This is a genomic window from Caballeronia sp. INML2 (assembly GCF_023631365.1).
In the GTDB taxonomy this organism is placed as follows: domain Bacteria; phylum Pseudomonadota; class Gammaproteobacteria; order Burkholderiales; family Burkholderiaceae; genus Caballeronia; species Caballeronia turbans.
Genome location: NZ_JALQDH010000033.1, coordinates 1 through 263, shown reverse-complemented (window position 1 = coordinate 263; position 263 = coordinate 1). Strand labels below are relative to the sequence as shown.

1 protein-coding gene is annotated in these 263 nt (G+C 67.3%); it reads right to left on the bottom strand.

Features of this window, described 5'->3' with window-relative positions; translation table 11 throughout:
- Nucleotides 1–263 (bottom strand): A24 family peptidase (locus NCT32_RS12025; RefSeq protein WP_250490355.1); only part of this gene is annotated, 263 nt, incomplete at both ends.

The window sequence follows — 263 nt, the reverse complement described above, 5'->3', positions numbered from 1 at the left end:
CACCACAGGAACAGATAGCCTGCGACTGCGCCCGTCACGGCGTCGTGCAGCGTCGCGAATCCGCCTTCGCCGAAATTGACGAGAAGCCCGGCCCAAAGCAGGGGCAGCGTCAGCACATCGGGAAGATAGCGTGTGTCGTAGTCGATGAGCCCTGCCGTCAGCAAGGCCGCGCATAGACCGAGCGCGGCCAGCGCGGGCCACGTGGGACCGAACGCGTAAAGCGATAGCGCCGCCAGCGCGCCGGTCGCGAGTTCGGTCAGCGG